Origin of the sequence: Pseudarthrobacter sp. NPDC055928, from assembly GCF_042270935.1 — a bacterium.
In the GTDB taxonomy this organism is placed as follows: domain Bacteria; phylum Actinomycetota; class Actinomycetes; order Actinomycetales; family Micrococcaceae; genus Arthrobacter.
In genome coordinates, this window is record NZ_JBHJZH010000007.1 from 187730 (window position 1) to 204305 (window position 16576).

Here is a 16576-nt window from a genome sequence, read left to right on the forward strand (position 1 = left end):
ATGCGGGATTCGCGGCTGTGCCTTGCTGGGGGTGGGCGTGGTGCCCTCGTTCAGGCGCGGTCCGTGCGGGCATCGAGCGCGTCGATTGCCTGTTTGGCCTGCCGAACGGCCAGCTCCAGCCGGCTCCCATTTTCCGGCAGTGAGAACAGGTAGCCCTGCAGCGAATCGCACTCCAGCGCCGTCAGGTAGTCGGCCTGCGTCGCCGTCTCAACGCCCTCGGCGGTGACGGTCAGGCCCAGGCTGTGGGCCATATTGATCATCGAGCTGAGGATGGGCAGCCGTTCCTCGCCGGTCCGTACCATGGACACAAAGGTCCGGTCGATTTTGACGGTGTCTACGGGGAGCTCCTGCAGCCGGCCCAGCGAGGAGTAGCCGGTGCCGAAGTCATCCAGTGCCACCCGAACGCCGGCCTCGCGCAGGCTGCTCAGCTGCCTGATCAGGCTTTGGTCGGCGTCGAAAAATACACTCTCGGTCACTTCCAGGACCAGCTGGTAGGCGCCCACACCGGCGGCCTCGGTGAGGCGGAGGACGCCGTCGGCAAAGTGGGCGTCCTGCAGCTGCACTCCGGAAACGTTCACCGCGAGCGAGCGTGTGGGGTCCTCGCTCAGCCACGACGCCAGCTGCACCAGGCCGAGCGCCATCACTTCCTCACCGATCTCGCTGATCAGCCCACTGCGTTCCGCCAAGGGGATAAAGACCGACGGCGGGACGCGCTCGCCGCCGCGGTCCCACCTGGCCAGCGCCTCGAACTGCACTACCTGCCCCATCCGCGGGGACACGATGGGCTGGAAGGCGACGGAGATTTCGCCGCGCGGCACGGCCAACTGGAGCCCGGCCTCCATGTCCGTGCGCTGCACGAGGGCTGTCATCATCTCGGGGTGGAACCGCAGGAAACGGTTCTTGCCCGCGGCCTTGGCCGCATACATGGCAATGTCGGCCTGGCGCAGCAGTTCAGACGGGCCAATGGCATCCGCGCTGGCCGATGCCAGCCCAAGGCTCAGGCTGGGGCGGAACACGGTGCCGCTGATGGTCACAGGAACGTGCAGGCACCTGACGATGCACGCCGCGATGGCATCGGCGTCGGGGCAGGCGGTCAGCAGCACCACGAACTCGTCCCCGCCCAGCCTGGCCACCACATCCGCGGTGGGGACGCAGCCACGGAGCCTGCGGGCCACTTCCACCAACATGTCGTCGCCGGCCTGATGGCCCAGGATGTCGTTGACTTCCTTGAAATCGTCCAGGTCGATCAGGAGCACGTCCACGGTCTTGAGGCGGGGTTCGCGCAGGGCTGTGGCCACTCCATCGTTGAAGACTGCCCGGTTGGCCAGCCCAGTCAAGGGATCCTGGAAGGCCAGCGCCCGGAGTTTCTCGGCCTGGGCGGCGAGGTCCAGCATGGCCTGCTGTGCCTGTTCCTGGGCTTTCCGGCGCGGGGTGACGTCGCGGAAGCTCCACACCCTGCCGACGATCTTTTCGCCCACGCGGCGCGGCCGGGAGTATCGTTCAAAGGTCCGGCCGTCCTTGAAATCCAGCACGTCATGGCTTTCCGTATCCGGGCTGGACGCTACTTCGTTGAGCCGCGCGATGAAGGCCTCAGGATTCTCAATCTGGGAGACGATCAGCCGCATGACGGGCTCTTCACTTTCGCCTTCCAGAAGCTCGGGCGAGATGCCCCACATCTTCAGAAACTGGTCATTGAACCCCGCCACACTGCCGTCCGAGCTGATCACCAGGATGCCGTCCGCGGTGGATTCGAGGGTTGCCGTCAGCAGCGACATGGCCTCGCGCAGGTCTGCGTCAGCAGCCTTCCGGTGGGAGGTGCTGCGGATCGACACCAGCAGCTGGGGACCATCGTCGGTTTCCAGCAATGCGCCGGCCATCTCCGCGGCGAACTCGGTGCCGTCACTGTGAAGGCCAAAAACTTCACGTGGCGGGATCGGCTCCAGGTCCCTGAGGCGCCGGAAGATCTGCTCGATCTCGTTCCGGAAGCCCTCCGACAGCAACGTCCGGTGGTCACTTCCCACGAGCTCATCGGCCGCGACGCCGAACAGCCGGGACGCTGCGGCGTTGGCGATCCGGATGCTGCCGTCTTTGGCTATCGCCAGGAGGGCATCGGGACTGGCCTCGAACATGGCGTGGCTCCCCGTTGGGTCACCGGCAACGCGCGGCGAACCGCCCGCCTGGGAAGTCCCCGGCGCGGCAGCGTCATCGCCAAAAGCTCCTACCGGCAAATCTTCGCTGTGCCGTCCCGAACCCCCCATGACCCAATCACCCCCACGCACATCATAAAGTGCGAATCCGGGATATCAATGCGGCAGGTGGAATCGGTTTCCTGTTCTGTGCGCAATTTGGCGGGCATGGCAAAGGCGCCGTCCCCTGGCCGGGGGAGCGGCGCCTTTTCGCCTCAAGGACGTACGTGTCAGACGCGGCTGCCGCGCCTTGTGACTGCGCCGTAGATGAGCAGGACAATGATGGAGCCCAGGATGGCCAGCAGCCAGGTGCGCAGGTCGAAGAATTCGGCCAGTCCGCCCCCAAAGATCAGGGAGCCGATCCAGCCGCCCAGGATAGCGCCGACCACACCCAGGACGAGGGTGATGAGCCAGCCTCCTCCTTGCCTGCCGGGCAGGATTGCCTTGGCAATCGCTCCAGCTATCAGGCCCAAAATGAGAAATCCAAGAATTCCCATGATCACACTTCCTTGTCGATTTAATTGGTGCCGACGCCTCACCCCGTGATCCAATTCAATCAGTGTGCTTACTACTCCGCAAGGACTCCCCGATATCAAAAAGGCGACAATTAGCCCGTTGGCGCCCCAGTTTGCGGGACTATTGGCTCCGGCGGGGCGCGAAAAGCCCGAAATCGCGCGGCGGCCGGCCCAAGAATCCTTCAATAGTTACGCATTTTAGGTCAGGGCCGTGGCACTCCGCTCCGTGGACTGCCGTCCCAGGCCGCGGACTACCCAACCTTTGGCCTGCCACTCCACGGCATCCAGTACATTCCGGGCATCCAGAATGATCTTCCGTCGGACCAGTCCGCCCGCCTCAGCCGGGCTCAGGCGCCGATACTCCTCCCACTCGGTGAGCAGCAGCACCAGTTCGGCGTCCTCAAGCGCGCGCCGGGTGGACACCTCGAACCGCAGCTGGGGGTAGCGCATCCAGGCGTTGTTGATGGCTTTCGGGTCCGTCACCGTCACGTGGGCGCCTGCCGCGGCGAGCCGAGCCGCGACGTCGAGCGCGGGGGAGTCACGGATGTCGTCCGTGTCCGGCTTGAACGCGGCACCGAGGACAGTGACAGTACGGCCCGCCAGGTCACCGGAGAGTTCACGGGCCAGGTCCACGGTGCGGGAACGCTGGCCCACATTGATGCCGTCCACCAATCCCATCCAGTCGTCCACAGAATCCACCTGCAAAGCGGCCGCCTGTGCCCGAAAGCTGCGGATGTCCTTGGGCAGGCACCCTCCGCCGAAGCCCAGGCCAGCGTGCAGGTACCGGCCGCCGATCCGAGGATCCAGCCCCATCGCCTCGCCGAGTTCGGTCACGTCGGCGCCGGAGGCATCGCACAGCTCGGACATTGCATTGATGAAGCTGACCTTGGTGGCCAGGTAGGCATTGGCTGCCGACTTGATCAGCTCCGCAGTGGCAAAGTTGGAGACCAGCCTCGGAATGCCTGCGCGCAGCAGGGGTTCGTAGACAGCATCCAGTGCGGCGGTCACTCCGCGCGGAGCACCCGTCCCGCGATGAAAGGCGGAGGCCCGCCCGCCTGACACGCCGTAGACCAGCCGGTCCGGAACCAGCGAGTCCTTGACGGCAGTCCCCTGCCGCAGGAACTCAGGGTTCCAGCCCAGCAGCACATCTGGCCGGCTCGCCAGAATGTCGCGAAGCATATCCACGGTTCCCACCGGCACCGTGGATTTGCCAACGACGGCGGCGCCCCTTGCCAGGTGTGGAAGCAGCGCCTTGGTGGCGGACACCAGGAAGGTGAGGTCGGCGCCGTCGGACGTCTTGGACTGCGGCGTCCCCACACACAGGAAGTGGACCTGCGCACGGTCGGCTTCGGAGAAGGCCGTGGAGAATGTAAGCCGGCCCGTAGCCTTCCCGTCCCGGAGCAGTTCGTCCAGGCCTGGTTCAAAGAAGGGCGCGTGCCCGCGCCTGAGGTGGTCCACCCTCGCGGCGTCGATGTCGATGCCTACTACCGTGTGGCCCATCGAGGCGAGCGTGGCGGCATGGACAGCACCGAGGTAGCCGCAGCCGATGACCGAGATCCTCACAGTACCCACCCGCGCCCTAACTTCGCAGGCTCGGCCACGGAACCCGGCGGGGGTGGGCCCAGCTCAACCACCGGTGGGCGGTGCACAGGCTCAACCACCGGCTCACCACTGATCACTGAGCGATAATGCCGTACCAGTTCAGCGCTGAGCGCAGGCCACGTCCGGTCCTGGACCGAGGCATGGGCCGCCTCTGCGAACGCGCGGCGCTTGGCGTCATCGCCAATCAGGTCCATGACATGTCCGCGCAGTCCAGCCAAATCACCGGGCTGGTACAGCCACCCGGTGCGGGAGTTCTCCACCAGGTCCAGGGGACCGCCGCGTCCGGTGGCAACCACAGGAACGCCCGATGCCATGGCCTCCTGGATGGTTTGGCAGAACGTCTCAAACTCACCGGGATGGACAAAAAGATCGAAGGAGGCCACCGCGCGTGCAAGCTGTTCGCCGCCGAGGAATCCTGTGAACGTGGCGTTCGGCAGGGCTTCCTCGAGGGTTGCCCGCTGCGGGCCGTCGCCCACGATCACCAGCTTCGTATTGGGCACATTGGCCAGCGCGGCCAGGTCCTCGACCTGCTTCTCGATGGCCAGCCGGCCCACATACCCGATGATCCGCTCACCGCCGGGCGCCACGGTAGCCCGCCACCCGTCGTCGCGCTTTCCAGGCGAAAACCGGGCCGTGTCCACACCACGCCGCCACATGTCCACGCGCGGAATGCCGCGGCCGCGGAGCTGGTTCAGGGCGAAGGTGGATGGGACCAGCGTCCGGGTGGCCAGCAGGTGGATGTTCTCCACCCGGTTCCAGGCCCAGTTCTCCAGGAACGGCACCCCGTACCGGGCGGCGTAACTGGGGACTTCGGTCTGGTAGATGGCGACGGTGGGGATGCCCAGCTGGTGCGCCGCCTGCACCGCGCGCCAGCCCAGGACAAAGGGTGATGCCAGGTGGACGACGTCGGGTGCGTAGTCGGCAAGGATTCGCTTGACCCGGTACACACCGCCCATCGCCACGCGCACATTGGTGTACCCGGCCAGCGGCACCGAGGGAAGCCGGTGCACCAATGCACCGTTCACAGCCTCGGGGACCGCGGTGTCCCTGGCGTCCAGTGTTGAGGGGGCAATCACCAGGACCTCGTGGCCCCGTTCCTCCAGGTGCTCCAGCACCCGCAGGATGGAGTGGGTCACCCCGTTCATCAGTGGCAGGAATGATTCAGCGACAATTGCGATCCTCACCCCTCCACGGTGGGTGCCCGGGCTGACGGTCCGGGGTCGCGGGAGTAGAGCGCAGGGAAAGCTTGGGTTAACAGATCAGAGGCGCCTGGTGGCACCGGGCGCACGGCCCGGGCCCGGGATCCTTATTCAGCCTGTTGGCCAAGGATCTCGCGGGCAATCCGCTGGGCCTCAAGCTCTTCGGGGCCAACGGTGTTTCCCCGCAGGTATCCGGCGCTGGCGATGATGTGCCGCAGCTCAGCTTCTGTCCTCGGTGAGCCAACGCCGTGGTGGGCCATGGCATGGCAGTTGGCGCACAGCGGAACGAGGTCCGTGAGCGGGTCCAGCACGTAGTCGTTCCCCAGTTGGGAAGCGGGTACCACGTGGTGGACCTGGATGAAGTCCGCGCCAATTTCGCCGTAGGCCATCTCGAAGGAGAACCCGCAGGCCGCGCAGTTGATGCCACGATGCGCGATGCAGGCCCGCCGTGCCTCGGGGTCGCGTTCGTGCCGGTTGACCGCGACGCGTGCGACAGCATTGTCGGGGTAGGTGCCGGGAACAGGTTGTGTCGGGTCAGTTCCCTGCGACGGGCCGTAGCTGGTCCAGACGGCCCGGATGGCCGCAGCATCGCCGGGCCCGAGTTCCAGGCCGGCGACGTCGGCGGTATCCCACGCGACATCAGGCATCGCCTCCCGGAGAAGTCCTGCAGGAACCTGGTCGCCCAGGGGCAGCAGCGCGTCGAAGGCAACCTGCACCGTAAATCCGGGATGGTCCGGGGCGGCGTCGGGTTCGGGCGGCCCTGGTTCTGCCAGGGGCTCCCGCTGCTGGGATAGCACCACGCCGTGACCGATCAGCCCGGGAGCGTGGTCTCCCACGACGAGCAGCCACACGTCGGTGCCGATGGCAATGCCGCGGCCCACGCTCCAGTGCTCAAGGTGCAGCCCTGCATAGGCGACTTGTTCAACAACCGCCGCGTAGTTCCAGCGGTTCCAGCGGACCGGGTCCCAGCCCAGGATGATGGTGCTCATGCGCCCATTGTTCCAGTGCCCGGCCTGTGGAGCGGCTGGAATGTTCCATTAGTCCTGCCGGCTCGTGTTGGGTGGGGCGGCCCCCAGCACCGCCCCACCCAACATGGCCCTTAGCCGAGCTTGCGCATCGGGTCTGGCCAGTTGCCCACAGTCGAGATGACGCAGGCGCGGTTGATCACAGTGATGGTGATGGACATGACGGTGACTCCTGACTGAATGTGGTTTCCGCGCACCGATGGTGGGCGGTGGTCATGTTCTGCCGCGAAATGGGCAGGGGTGACCTGTTCAGTCGGGTGAGGACCCCGGATCGAAGGAAGGGCCGGCCGGCAACGTTTCGGCGCCGGACATCTTTGGTCCGTTTACGGCAGCGGGGAGTGCTGTCCAGGACCCACCAAGGTCGGCCGCGCCGTCGGCGCCTCCGGCCGACCCGGAGCTGGCCGTCCCCGCTGCATTAGCCGCGGCCGGCAGATCAAGCCTGCCGGGAATGTGGTCCCGGTCTTCCGGCCCGGAAGGGCTGGCCGTTGCCGCGGCAGGCGAGGCCACTCCGGGGCGGTCCTGGGCGGGGGTGAACCCGAAGCCCAAGGTATTGGATTCGACGGCGACATTCGCCGGTTCCGTTGGTGTCGCGATGATGTTGGCAGCCGCCGAGCCCTGGGTGCCAACGCCATCAGCCGCGACAGCGTCCGACGCCGGGAGGCTGGGAGCCGCGGTGGGCGCACGGCCGGGTGCCGGCGTCGGGAGCGGTGGCGGGCTGGGCAACGGAGCTATCCCTGGAACGGGCGCCAGGTCCGGGAGCGGCAAAGGCAGGGGCGCGGGCAGGGGTTCCGGCAGCAGCGGCGGCAACTGGTCGGGCAAAGGCAGGACGTCGGTCAGGGGAAGCGGAAGGGGCGCCTGCACCAGGGGCAACTCTGGAAGCGAGGGCGCGAGGTCGGTGACTGTATCGACAGTGCCGGAGACCACCGGCAGGGCGGGTGCGGCCAACGGAGTGACGACGCCTGTTGCTGAATTCGTGACCGAGGTTGCGGTGGCCTCTGCAAGTTCGCCGGCGCTGACAACGGGGGGAGGCTCAATGGCCGGGAGCGGCTCGGCAAGAGGGGACGCCGCGGGCTTAAGGAGATCCCCGGCGTCCGGGGCGAGGCTGGATGCGGTGGCTGCTCCGGCTCCCCACACAAGCCAAGCCACCGCGGCAAGGAGGGCAAGCAGAAGGGGCCGGACGGCGGAGCGGCATCGGGCTTTCGGTGTCGCTCCCATCCCATCCCCCCTCTCGATGTGGACAACAGGCTACGCCGAGTGGCGCCGTCCGTCGACCCCCTAAATGCCCCTTCTTAGCGGTCCCGCAAAGAAGGGGAGGAAAAAATACTAAGTAGGCTTTTCTTTCGATGATAAGCATGCTTATCGTATAGGGGCAGTTATAGCGGAAACCTCAAGAAGATGGGGCGGATGCCAGCCTTTCCGGACACCGATGTAGTTCGGGTTGGTGGATCAACCGCAAGCCAGGAAACCATCCAAAGGAGAAGTCATGCTCACGAGGGAAAGCATCGAAAACCTGCTCAACCGGGGAGGAAACGTCATCGGAGCCGACGGCGAGAAGATCGGCTCGATCGGCCAGTTGTACGCCGACGACGACACGGGCGAGCCCACCTGGGTCACCGTCAAGACCGGGCTCTTCGGCACACACGAGTCGTTCGTTCCGGTGGAAGGCGCCCGGGCCGAAGGCGATGACCTCGTGGTCCCTTACACGAAAGACCACATTAGAGACGCCCCGCGGGTGGATACGGACGGGCACCTTGAACCCGAGGAAGAGGACCGTCTCTACGCCCACTACGAACGCGAGGCCCGAACATACTCCGAGACGCGCTCCAATACCGACAGGGACACCGACTATGCAGGCGATGCCGACCTGAATGCGGGCACCCGGGCTGCCGGCGCCGTCGGCCACGACACGTCGGGTCCCACGACGGACGACGCCATGACCCGCTCCGAAGAGCGCCTGCGCGTCGGCACAGAGCGGCAGGCCGCAGGCCGCGTCCGGCTTCGGAAGTACGTCACCACGGAGAATGTCACCAAGACTGTGCCCGTGCAGCGCGAGGAAGTCCGCTTGGAGCGCGAGCCGATCACGGAAGCCAACCGTGGAGCGGCCATGTCCGGTCCGGACATCAGTGAAGAGGAACACGAGGTGACCCTCCACGAGGAACGCCCCGTGGTCGAGAAGGAAACCGTTCCGGTGGAGCGGGTACGCCTCGACAAGGACGTGGTCACGGATGACGTTACGGTCAATGACGAAGTCCGCAAGGAGCGCATCGAGACGGACGGTCTTGAGGGCAAGCGCGACATCGACGACATGCGCCGCTGACGCACCTCCGGGGGCCGTCGGCTGACAGCCGCTGACTTCCGGGTCTCTGGTACGCGATCGACGCCGGGAGCCGCCGTGAGCGGCCCCGGCGTCTTCGTGCCGCCGTCGTGATTGCCGTTACTTGCCGTTACTTGCCGCAGAAACTTTAGGAGGCACAAGGAAAGCCGGTGCAGCTGTCCGCGTCACCGCGCCAACTGCACCAGCCCTTAGGACGAATATTCAGAATTTATTGAACTAACCTCATACGCGGCTCCTATTTCCCGGGTTCGGTTCCGGGTTACCTTCTGTCGCTGGCCATGTTGCGGGACAACAGCCAGCCACCAGCAATCATCGCAACGCCCAGCACCAGGTGCGCCCAGTTGTCAGCCATGTTGAACGACAGGAAATTGGCTGCCGAATCAACACCCACACTGAGCCCAAAAATGGCAAGGACGATGTACAGCGCGCCGGCGCCCAAGAGGAAATTACGCGCGCCATGTTCGGTCCGGGACATCGCCCAGCCCGTTGCGCCGATGGCCAGTTGCACAATATTGAGCAGCATGGACACCTGGAACAAACCAAGGAACATGGCGTGGGAATCAGGCCCAAGGAACATCAATTCGCTGTACTGCGTGGTGACGCCCGGGACAAAGCCCAGGATGCCCACCACGACCAAGAGAATACCTACACCCATGCCGGCATTCTGGACGTCTGCGCGCCCGAAATGAACGCCGTGTGCATGTGGGGATGCGGTAGTCATTTTTCTGCCTCCAACCACTGATTGCGGACATTCCAATTTTACGGCTGACGTGTGAAAAAAGCGCTGTAGGGCCATGGCGCGGGCCAACTGGCGCACTGCAGCTACGAACTCTGGTGAGCCGGGTCTCGTAGGCGCGTTAAGCCTGTCGCAGACCCGTGGGAAGGCCGCTCCGTGACACCATGGAACACGATGAAACTGCGCGCTGATCAGACCGGAGACCGAGGCCTTCCCATGCCCTTATGGCTGCAGGGGGCGCTTGAAACGGCGCAGGCAGCCATCATTTCGGCCCTCGTGGTGATCGCGCCGATCATCGCCGTCTGGGCTACCGCCGGTTTCCAGAACGCCGAGTTCGACGTCCTGGCCAGGCTTGCGGGCCAGGCGTGGCTGCTGATCCACGGCGTTCCCCTGGTACTGGCCGACGTCGGGTCTGGCGCGGCCGGCAGCGCAGGGTCCGGCATGCTGACCCTGGTTCCCCTCGGACTGACACTGATCCCGTTCCTGCTCGCGTGGCGGGCAGGGCGGCGGCTGGCGCGCGCTTCGTACACTGACCAGCTATGGCAGGCCCTGCTGGGGTCCTGGATGGTCTATGCCGCCTTCGGCGCGGCCACCGGATTCGTGTGCCGTACCGCCGACGTTGTCATCAACCTCTGGTACGCCATGCTGGTCCCGCTGATCCCTTACGCACTGGGGATGGTGGTGGGTGCCCGGCGCGAGGCAGGGTCGTGGAGCCGGCTGATCGGTGTGGACGCCGTGGCCTGGATCTCCCGCACCAGCCAGCATTCCCGCTGGGCTGGTTCCTATCTGGCCTCCGCAGCCAAGGCCGGATTCGTGGCGTTGGCATCGGCGCTGGCGCTCGCGTGCGTGTTACTTGCTGCGGACCTGTTTATTCATTGGAACCTGGTGGTGGCGGTCTATGAAGGGCTCGACGCCGGCGCCCTGGGAGGTGCGGCGCTGACCATCGCGCAACTCGGGTACCTCCCCAACCTCGCCGTCTTTGCCCTCGCCTGGACATCCGGAGCCGGGTTTGCCATGGGCGTTGGTTCGCAGGTGGGCCCGCTCGGAACCGCCACCGGGCCCCTGCCGTCCATTCCCGTCTTCGCTGCCATCCCTGCAGGTTCGCTGGACTACGGGTTTGTGGCGCTGGTGGTGCCGGTTCTGGCGGGCTTGCTGGCGGGCTGGTGGTTCCTGCGCGAAGGGGAGAACCACTTCGACGAGTGGCTTTCCATCAAGATCCACGCCCGCTGGTTCACAGCGACCGTGTCGACGCTGGCGCTCGGCGTGCTGGTCGGTGTAGTCGCCGGGTTGCTGTCCGCGGCACTGGCTTGGCTGGCACGCGGCTCAGCAGGCCTGGGACGCCTAACGGATATCGGGCCGGACCCGCTGTGGACCGCAGCCTGGGTGGCCGCTGAGGTGGGCATCGGCGTCGTGATCGGGTACGCGGCAGGACCGTGGTTGGAACGCCAGCAGCAGGTGGAAGAGGAAGCGGAGTTGACGCTCTAGCTGCCGGCCTCAGGGCAGGCGCGGCAGCGAGTTCTCCATCTGGACCCTGCAGGAGGACATCGCCTGGTCCGTGATGGCCTGTCGGATGCACTGCTGGTAATCGCGGAACTCATCGAAGAACACGGACGCCGCCAGGATGACCACCACCATGACCAGCGAAACCACCAGCCCGGAGATGGTGCCGACCAGCACTAGCTTGGACTCCTTGAGCCGGACCGCGCGGATCAGCAGCAGGATGCCCAGGACAAAGCTCGCTGCCGTCAGGATGCCGGTGAGCCAGAGGTAGCTGACGTCGAGCTGGAAGACGAAAAAGGCTCCCAGCACGGTGACGATGAACGCCCGGAACAGATTGTGCGTGGTGCTCAGCGAGCTCTTGGCTGCCTCGCTGAGCGGTGGTTTGGTCCGCTGCCGACCAGCGGGTTCCGGGAGGGAGTTCATGTTTTCAAGCCTACGCGAGCCTGCCCATAAGCTAGACCCATGCGCATCGTAGTCCTCGTATCCGGTACTGGCTCCAATCTCCAGGCAGTCATCGACGCCGTCAAATCCGGGGAGCTGGACGTGGAGATCGCTGCCGTGGGCTCCGACCGTGAGGGGACATACGGCGTCGAACGCGCTTCCGAGGCGGGACTGGAGACATTCGTGGTCAACTTCAACTCGTTCCCCACGCGCGCCGAATGGGATGAAGCGCTGACCGCGAGGGTGGCGTCCTACGCCCCGGACGTGGTGGTCTCCTCCGGCTTCATGCGCATTGTCAGCGCCGAGTTCATCGATGCATTCCACGGCAGATACCTCAACACGCATCCGGCGCTGCTGCCTTCATTCCCGGGCGCCCACGGTGTCCGCGACGCCCTGGCCTACGGCGTGAAGGTCACCGGCTGCACGGTGCACTGGGCCGATGCAGGGGTGGACACAGGGCCCATCATTGCCCAGGAAGCTGTGACGGTCGAGGACTCCGACACCGAGGAATCCTTGCACGAACGCATCAAAGTGGTGGAGCGCCGCCTCCTGGTCTCCACGCTCGCAGCCCTCGCCGCGGCTCCTGTGTCCTAACCGCCTTCCCCGCCCCGACACCCCTCGCCGCCTTCCCCACCCAACTAGGTAGCAGCTGATGTCGTTTTGGGCCTTCAAAACGACATCAGCTGCTACCTAGTTGGGCCAGTGGGGCGTACCTGTGGATAACTTATGCGGCCCGGCGCAAAATTTGCCACGATGGCCCCATGAAAACTCCGCAGCCACTGCCGGGACAGCTGCGTGCGGCGGCATTTACTTTCCAGGAAGCGGTCGACGCCGGTGCAACGGTTGCGCGTCTGCGGCACCGTTCGTTGGTCGTACCGAGCCGAGGGGTCAGGCAGCCAGCGCACCACACGTTCGCCGAACAAGCGTCGGTAGTCCGGCCGCTGACGTTGGTCACGGAATTTTCGGCTGCTTCCCATGCGACGGCGTTCAATTTGTGGGAGTTTCCGGGCTTCCTTCCGGGCGCGGACGAATCCCTCACCCACATCTCCAGGCCGGACAACTTGGCCATGCCCCGCCGGACCGGAGTCCGGGGGCATCGAGGCCAGTTCTTTGCCGATGAAATCGTCAGACACAACGGCCTCCTGATCACCTCGCGAACCAGGACCTGGCTGGACTGCTCCCGAAAGATGAGCATCGAGGAACTGACCGTTGTTGCCGATCACTTGCTGAGGATTCCGAGGCCGGACTTCGAAGCGAGATCGGAACCGTTCGCAACGCGCGAGGACCTTGCTGACATGCTCGACCGGCACAAGGGGACGCCCGGTATCCAGAAGGCACGCGTTGCCCTGGACCTGGCGCGCGTGGGCTCGGATTCCGCCCCGGAAACGAGGCTTCGGCTGGAACTCGTGTATGCCGGCCTGCCCGAAGCACAACTGAACGTGCCCACAGCCCTGAGCGCCGGCGTCGTGCGTGAACCGGACCTGGCCTATCCGGAACAAAAGGTGGCCGTGGAGTACGACGGCGAAGTCCATTCCGAGGCGGCGCAGATCGTCCGGGACATCGCAAGGGAGGAAGATTTTGTGCGGGCCGGCTGGTTGCTGGTCCGAATTTCCAAACGCCACATGCTGAATGATGCCAGGGCCGCCGTCGCCAAAGTCCGCTCAGCGCTTACGAGCCGCGGCTGGTCACCCAAGTAGGTAGCAGCAGATGTCGTTTTGAGCCCCCAAAACGACATCTGCTGCTACTTAGTTGGGGAGGGGAGGGAGGACCTACTCGAGGCGGCGCTGTTTGGTCTCCGGGGAGAAGAACGCCATCCACAGCACGGCCACCAGGACCAGCCCGCCGGCAAGAGCGAAGGAGGTGGCAAGGCCCAGCTCCGGCCAGAAATAGTTCGCGAAAATGAGCGGGCCGAAGCCTGCGCCCAACCTGGAGAACGTCGACGCCCAGCCGAACCCGGTGCCGCGTAGCTCCGTCGGGTAGAGCTCGGAAACGTAGGCGTAGAGCACCGGGATGGCCACCTGGACCACGAAGCCGAACACCAGCAGCCAGAACACCGCGGCCGTGGGGATGTCCACCACAATCGCCACGATCACCAGGGTCAGGGCTGAAAGCGGCCCTGTGATTGCCAGGATCCACTTGCGGCCCACCCGTTCCACCAGCAGCGCGGCTACGATCACACCCAGAAGTCCGACGGCGGCCATGGACGCCGTGGTCACGAACGCCTTGTACTCAGCGAAGCCGGCACCGATGAGGATCCGCGGCATCCACGTCAGCGACAGGTAATACACCAGCAGGATGCTGAAGAACAGGGCCCAGGCCGTGGCCGTGATCTTCCAGTTGAACTGCCACACCAGCCGCAGCTGGTGCCAGGCGCTGCCGGCGGAAAGCCGCGGAACTTCCTGGGCATCGGGCAGGCTGTAGGCGCGGGGTTCGGCACCGGTGGCGGCCACCAGGCCGTCGATGACCTTCGCGGCTTCCTCGCGCCGTCCCTTGCGGATGAGGAACAGTGGGGATTCCGGGACGCTCCGGCGGACCCAGAACACCAGGAGCGCCGGCAACACCATGACCAGCATGGTCAGACGCCAATCGCCGAACACGGCCACCAGTCCCGCGGAGACAAATCCTGCCAGGGCGGCGCCGACAGGCCACCAGCCGTCCATGGCAGTGAGGACCTTCCCACGCTGTTTCCGCGGAGTGAACTCACCCACCAGCGCGTAGTCCACCGGAATACAGCCACCCAGTCCAAAGCCGGCCATGAAGCGGAAAACGCAGAACCAAACAAAGTCGGGGGAGAAAGCACCGAGGACCGTGAAAAGCGAGAAAATCAGCAGCGTGGCTGTGAAGGCCTTCTTGCGCCCGATGGTGTCCGCTATGGTGCCCCACACAAAGGCACCCAGCGCCATCCCGATCAGGTTCGCCGTACCCACCCACGCAACCTCGCCCGGGGCCAGGGCCCAGTGTGTGGACAGCAGGGGAATGAGGATGCCGTTCAGCGTCACGTCCCAGGCATCGAACATGAAACCCAGCCCCCCGATGAGGAAAATCCGCCCCTGGACCTTCCACCGCCACGGCAGTTCCTGGACCACCTGTTCGCCGCTGGGCACAGTGGTGTAAGTATTCATTTTGGCCTCCTGTGAAAACTCTATCCGTGCCCACAGACCTTCACACTCCGCCGGGCAAACGGGGGAAGTCCGGCAACGCGATAAACTGGCCGTATCCCCACCAACCGCGGCACTGTTCCGCGAGATAAGACGGAGACTTTTGTGAGCTTCACGCAGCTTGACCGTGTTCCCATCCGCCGGGCCCTCATCTCGGTATACGACAAGACCGGTCTGGAGGAGCTCGCCAAGGGCCTGCACGCAGCGGGCGTGAAGATCGTATCCACCGGCTCCACGGCCAAGAAGATCGCCGAGGCCGGCATCCCGGTCCAGGAAGTCGAGGAAGTCACCGGCTCCCCGGAGATGCTTGACGGCCGCGTCAAGACCCTGCACCCCCGGGTGCACGGCGGCATCCTGGCCGACCGTCGCGTCCCGGCACACATGGAAACCCTCGCCGGCATGGAGATCGAAACCTTCGACCTCGTGGTAGTGAACCTCTACCCGTTCGTGGAAACCGTCAAGTCCGGTGCCGCGCAGGACGACGTCGTCGAGCAGATCGACATCGGCGGGCCCGCCATGGTGCGCTCCGCTGCGAAGAACCACGCCGCCGTCGCCATTGTTGTTGACCCCGGTTTCTACGGCGAAGTGGTCACAGCCGCGGCCGAGGGCGGCTTTGACCTGAAAACGCGACGCCGGCTCGCAGCCAAGGCTTTCGCCCACACCGCCACGTACGACAACGCCGTGGCCACGTGGACCGCCAGCCAGTTCCTGGACGAGGACGGCGACGGCGTCATCGACTGGCCTGCCTACGCAGGCGTTGCGCTGGAGCGCTCAGAGGTCCTCCGCTACGGCGAAAATCCCCACCAGCAGGCCGCACTGTACGTTGATAAGGCCGCTCCCGCAGGCATTGCGCAGGCGGATCAGCTGCACGGCAAGGCGATGAGCTACAACAACTTCGTCGACGCCGATGCCGCCCTCCGCGCTGCATTCGACTTCGCCGAGCCGGCTGTCGCCGTTATCAAGCACGCCAACCCGTGCGGTGTGGCCGTCGGTGCAGCCGATGCTGAAGACCCGATCGCCGACGCCCACGCCAAGGCCCACGCCTGCGATCCCGTCTCGGCCTTCGGTGGTGTCATTGCCGCCAACCGCACGGTCTCCGCCGGCATGGCCCGCACCGTGGCCAACATCTTCACCGAGGTGGTCATCGCGCCGGCTTTCGAGCCGGAAGCTGTGGAGATCCTGTCCAAGAAGAAGAACATCCGCCTCCTCGCCCTGCCCGAAGGCTACGGCCGCTACCCGGCGGAAATGCGTCAGGTTTCCGGTGGTGTCCTGGTGCAGATGTCGGACAAGGTGGACGCCGACGGCGACAACCCCGCCAACTGGACTCTCGCCGCCGGTGACGCCGCAGATGAGAAGACTCTGGCAGACCTCGCCTTCGCCTGGACCGCCTGCCGCGCTGCCAAGTCGAATGCCATCCTGATCGCCGCGGACGGTGCAGCCGTGGGTATCGGGATGGGCCAGGTCAACCGCCTGGACTCCTGCCGCCTCGCCGTCGAGCGTGCCAACACTCTGGGCGTGAAAGTGGAGTCCGACGTCGAAGGTGCCGGCGGTGCCTCGAACGCCGCCGCGAGCGGCGCCCCTGAGCGGGCCCGCGGTGCAGTGGCTGCCTCGGATGCGTTCTTCCCGTTCGCCGACGGCCTGCAGATCCTGATCGACGCCGGCGTCCGCGCCGTGGTCCAGCCCGGCGGTTCCGTCCGGGACGATGAAGTCATCGCCGCCGCCAACGCGGCCGGCATCACCATGTACTTCACGGGTGCCCGCCACTTCTTCCACTAGTCCCCACCGGCACCCTCGCCTCGCAGGCTCGGCCAGGGAACCCCGCCGGCGTGGGCCCAGTTAAAGCCCGACGGCGTCCGTCCCCTTTGAGGGGGACGGACGC

14 protein-coding genes are annotated in these 16576 nt (G+C 65.5%); 5 read left to right on the forward strand and 9 right to left on the reverse strand.

Annotated elements, in window-relative coordinates; genetic code table 11:
• Nucleotides 1-50: 50 nt before the first annotated feature.
• From ACFC25_RS11440 to ACFC25_RS11465, 6 genes are all read right to left on the reverse strand, one after another.
• The gene (locus ACFC25_RS11440; protein ID WP_376045252.1) at nt 51-2129 is read right to left on the reverse strand and encodes a putative bifunctional diguanylate cyclase/phosphodiesterase; all 2079 of its coding nucleotides are present in this window, start codon (nt 2127-2129) and stop codon (nt 51-53) included.
• Between the two features lie 287 nt (nt 2130-2416).
• Nucleotides 2417-2683, reverse strand: coding sequence for a GlsB/YeaQ/YmgE family stress response membrane protein (locus ACFC25_RS11445; RefSeq protein WP_337346722.1), 267 nt, complete (start codon nt 2681-2683; stop codon nt 2417-2419).
• Nucleotides 2684-2899: 216 nt separating this feature from the next.
• On the reverse strand, nt 2900-4264 hold the full coding sequence (locus tag ACFC25_RS11450; RefSeq protein ID WP_337350418.1) for a UDP-glucose/GDP-mannose dehydrogenase family protein: 1365 nt from the start codon (nt 4262-4264) through the stop codon (nt 2900-2902).
• On the reverse strand, nt 4261-5487 hold the full coding sequence (locus ACFC25_RS11455) for a glycosyltransferase family 4 protein (RefSeq protein WP_376045253.1): 1227 nt from the start codon (nt 5485-5487) through the stop codon (nt 4261-4263). Before ACFC25_RS11455 ends, ACFC25_RS11450 begins: the two co-directional genes overlap by 4 nt.
• 122 nt (nt 5488-5609) lie before the next feature.
• Complete coding sequence (locus ACFC25_RS11460) at nt 5610-6491, reverse strand: HNH endonuclease (RefSeq protein ID WP_376045254.1); 882 nt, start codon at nt 6489-6491, stop codon at nt 5610-5612.
• A 285-nt stretch (nt 6492-6776) separates the two neighbouring features.
• Nucleotides 6777-7742, reverse strand: coding sequence for a hypothetical protein (locus tag ACFC25_RS11465; protein ID WP_376045255.1), 966 nt, complete (start codon nt 7740-7742; stop codon nt 6777-6779).
• A 268-nt stretch (nt 7743-8010) separates the two neighbouring features.
• On the opposite strand from ACFC25_RS11465, the gene ACFC25_RS11470 reads away from it, so the two are divergent.
• Nucleotides 8011-8844 carry a DUF2382 domain-containing protein gene (locus tag ACFC25_RS11470; RefSeq protein WP_376045256.1) on the forward strand — a complete coding sequence of 278 codons (834 nt, stop codon included), beginning with the start codon at nt 8011-8013 and terminating at the stop codon, nt 8842-8844.
• A 277-nt stretch (nt 8845-9121) separates the two neighbouring features.
• Here ACFC25_RS11470 and ACFC25_RS11475 read toward each other — a convergent pair whose 3' ends face one another.
• The gene (locus ACFC25_RS11475) at nt 9122-9583 is read right to left on the reverse strand and encodes a DUF4383 domain-containing protein (RefSeq protein ID WP_337346717.1); all 462 of its coding nucleotides are present in this window, start codon (nt 9581-9583) and stop codon (nt 9122-9124) included.
• A gap of 189 nt (nt 9584-9772) precedes the next feature.
• On the opposite strand from ACFC25_RS11475, the gene ACFC25_RS11480 reads away from it, so the two are divergent.
• Nucleotides 9773-11083: a DUF6350 family protein gene (locus ACFC25_RS11480; RefSeq protein WP_376045257.1), complete on the forward strand. Its 1311-nt coding sequence runs from the start codon at nt 9773-9775 to the stop codon at nt 11081-11083.
• 9 nt (nt 11084-11092) lie between these two features.
• Here ACFC25_RS11480 and ACFC25_RS11485 read toward each other — a convergent pair whose 3' ends face one another.
• A complete protein-coding gene (locus ACFC25_RS11485; RefSeq protein ID WP_337346715.1) occupies nt 11093-11521 on the reverse strand; it encodes a hypothetical protein in 429 nt (142 codons plus the stop codon).
• A 39-nt stretch (nt 11522-11560) separates the two neighbouring features.
• Between ACFC25_RS11485 and purN the strand changes: the two genes are divergently transcribed.
• Both purN and ACFC25_RS11495 read left to right on the forward strand, forming a co-directional pair.
• Nucleotides 11561-12133: a phosphoribosylglycinamide formyltransferase gene (purN, locus tag ACFC25_RS11490; protein WP_337346714.1), complete on the forward strand. Its 573-nt coding sequence runs from the start codon at nt 11561-11563 to the stop codon at nt 12131-12133.
• 167 nt (nt 12134-12300) lie between these two features.
• Nucleotides 12301-13236: a hypothetical protein gene (locus ACFC25_RS11495; RefSeq protein WP_337346713.1), complete on the forward strand. Its 936-nt coding sequence runs from the start codon at nt 12301-12303 to the stop codon at nt 13234-13236.
• A gap of 72 nt (nt 13237-13308) precedes the next feature.
• On the opposite strand, the gene ACFC25_RS11500 is transcribed toward ACFC25_RS11495, so the two are convergent.
• Nucleotides 13309-14661, reverse strand: coding sequence for an MFS transporter (locus tag ACFC25_RS11500; RefSeq protein WP_337350086.1), 1353 nt, complete (start codon nt 14659-14661; stop codon nt 13309-13311).
• Between the two features lie 141 nt (nt 14662-14802).
• Here ACFC25_RS11500 and purH point away from each other — a divergent pair, with 141 nt between their 5' ends.
• Nucleotides 14803-16473, forward strand: a complete 1671-nt coding sequence (gene purH, locus ACFC25_RS11505; protein ID WP_376045258.1) for a bifunctional phosphoribosylaminoimidazolecarboxamide formyltransferase/IMP cyclohydrolase — start codon at nt 14803-14805, stop codon at nt 16471-16473.
• Nucleotides 16474-16576 lie beyond the last annotated feature (103 nt).